Source organism: Pseudomonas sp. Pseusp3, assembly GCF_047304225.1.
GTDB classification, from domain to species: Bacteria; Pseudomonadota; Gammaproteobacteria; order Pseudomonadales; family Pseudomonadaceae; genus Aquipseudomonas; species Aquipseudomonas fluorescens_CD.
The window spans coordinates 1-340 of the sequence record NZ_JBGLYV010000260.1 but is presented as its reverse complement, the minus strand read 5'-3'; the positions used below and the strand labels follow the sequence as shown (position 1 = coordinate 340).

At 65.3% G+C, this 340-nt stretch carries 1 pseudogene; it reads right to left on the bottom strand.

The features are described 5' to 3' along the window. Nucleotides 1-340: pseudogene (locus ACCD00_RS30800) on the bottom strand (SAM-dependent methyltransferase); the annotation flags it as partial.

The window sequence follows — 340 nt, the reverse complement described above, 5'->3', positions numbered from 1 at the left end:
GCCCAGCAGCCGCAGCGCATCGACGGGCGTCAGGGCGAACAGTGCGACGACGATCAACAGGCTGCCCACGCCGGCGCCGAGTATGTCGAAGGCGTAGATCCGATGAATCTGTTCCTGAAAGCAGGTGACTGTCAGGCAGATGCACACCGCCGCGCAGAAGAACGGCACGAACAGCAGCAGGTAAATCAGCAGCAGGCGCGCCGACTGCCGCGCGTCCCAGAGAATCTCGAGGGGATTGAATGGAACCTGCTGGGCCAGGCTGAAGCAGGCGATGGCGCTCAGCCCGAACAGCACCGCGCCGCCGATGAACACGCCGTGGAAGCGCGGCGCCAGCACAGGC